Origin of the sequence: Thioclava sp. UBA3469 (genome assembly GCF_002378135.1) — a bacterium.
Taxonomy (GTDB): domain Bacteria; phylum Pseudomonadota; class Alphaproteobacteria; order Rhodobacterales; family Rhodobacteraceae; genus Thioclava; species Thioclava sediminum.
The window spans coordinates 4,584-6,498 of record NZ_DFRG01000213.1 but is presented as its reverse complement, the minus strand read 5'-3'; the positions used below and the strand labels follow the sequence as shown (position 1 = coordinate 6,498).

General features: G+C 66.3%; 2 protein-coding genes. Both read left to right on the top strand.

Annotated features, from left to right (window positions below; genetic code table 11):
- The first annotated feature begins 295 nt into the window (after positions 1 to 295).
- A complete protein-coding gene (locus B3D39_RS15840) occupies positions 296 to 1,402 on the top strand; it encodes an HlyD family secretion protein (protein WP_286789865.1) in 1,107 nt (368 codons plus the stop codon).
- Between the two features lie 6 nt (positions 1,403 to 1,408).
- On the top strand, positions 1,409 to 1,915 hold a 507-nt coding region (locus B3D39_RS15835; protein WP_286789864.1), incomplete at its 3' end, for an ATP-binding cassette domain-containing protein.

Sequence of the window (1,915 nt, the reverse complement as noted above, 5' to 3'; positions counted from 1 at the left end):
GGCAGGTTCGTCCGCCGCGCTGAAAAACCCCGCCGCAGGGCCATGCAGGACGATGGAGGGCGGCTTGCCTCGCCGATTTCCAGACGTTTCCACGGTCAGACGCACCACCCGGGAAGGAAAACGCTTGATCGGCTGGCATCATCAGGCGAGCATGACGTCATTACGTAGGCCACTTGGGGAATGTCGGTTAGGGCGTGTGGAAAATCTTCTCGAAAAACCTGGGGCTCTTCCGCAAAGTCAACCCGAAGGTGCGCTGCGCCCGCCTTTATCCTGCCCGAAAACTGGCGGTATATTGGTGGGGAACTCCGAATGCCGCGCGTGCCAGAGGTGCGTTTCGCGGCGGGAAGTGTGCCGAAGTCAGGAAAGGGTTTCGTCCATGCACCGCGCCAGTCGTCCGTTCTTCCGTCCGCTCCTGGCGCTTGCCCTAATGGCGGCTGTCGTCGGGCAGGCGCCCGCCGTCCAAGCGCAAGGCAAGTTCGACGAGCTGCTGACCCGGCTCGGTCTCGCTAAGGACAATAGCGGGATCTACAGCTCCAACGGCCGGATCGAGGTGCAGACCGTCGATGTCGCGACCAAATATGCCGGCCGGATCGACAGTGTTCCGGCCGAGGAGGGGGAGCTCTTGACCGCGGGCCAGGTGGTGGCCCAGCTCGGCACTGCCGAGGCTGACGCCAAGCTCAACGCGGCCAAGGCGGCGGTGCTGCGGGCGCGGGCGGCCAAGGCGGTGGCCGAGGCCGCGCTGATGCAGGCCGAAAGCGGGCTTTCGGTCGCCCAGACCACCTATGAGCGCACCGTAAAGCTGCGCGATAGCGGCACCGCGCCGCAAAGCGCGCTCGATGACGCGACCAATGCGCTCAACAGCGCCAAGGCCTCGGTGGCGATGGCCAAGGCGCAGATCAGCGACGCGAGCGCGCTGATCGCGGCGGCCGAGGCCGACCAGCAGCAGGTGCAGATCGCGCTGGACGATCTGACGATCAAGGCGCCGATCCGTGGCCGCGTGCTCTACAAGCTGCACGAACCGGGCGAGGTGGTCGCCGCCGGCACGCCGATCGTCACCATGCTGAATCTCTCGAACGTCTACATGAACATCTATCTGCCGGCCAAGGTGGTGGGCACGCTCACCGTCGGCGACGAAGCGCGGCTGATCCTCGACCCGATCCCCGATTACGTGATCCCCGCGCGCATCACCTTCATCTCGCCTCAGTCGCAGTTCACGCCCAAGAGCGTCGAGACCCAGGAGCAGCGCGAGGAGCTGGTGTTCCGGGTCAAGCTCTCGGTGCCGCGTGCATTGCTCGAGAAGTTCGAGAAACAGATCAAGTCGGGGGTGCGGGGCATCGGTTATGTGCGCACCCGGCCGGACACACCGTGGCCTGCCAACCTGACGGTCAAGCTGCCCGGGTGATCGGCGATGGACCCCGTCGCCCGGCTCGAGAAACTGACGCATCGCTATGGCGCGACCCTGGCGCTGGAGGATGTCACACTCGACATTCCCGCAGGTCGCATGGTGGGGCTGATCGGCCCTGACGGGGTGGGCAAGTCCACCCTGCTGGGCCTTGTCGCCGGGGTGCGCCGGCTGCAGAGCGGCCGGGTCAGCGTGCTGGGCCATGACATGGGCTCGGCCCGCGCGCGCGGTGCGCTCGGGGCGCGGATCGCCTACATGCCGCAGGGGCTGGGGCGCAATCTTTATCCCAGCCTCAGCGTGCGCGAGAATCTGGATTTCTTCGGCCGGCTCTTCGGCCAGAAGGCGGGTGAACGGGCCGAGCGCATCGAGATGCTGCTTGAGGCGACCGGGCTCGCGCCGTTTCCGGACCGGCCTGCGGGCAAGCTGTCGGGCGGGATGAAGCAGAAGCTTTCGCTCTGTTCGGCGCTGATCCACGATCCCGACCTTCTGATCCTCGACGAGCCCACCACCGGG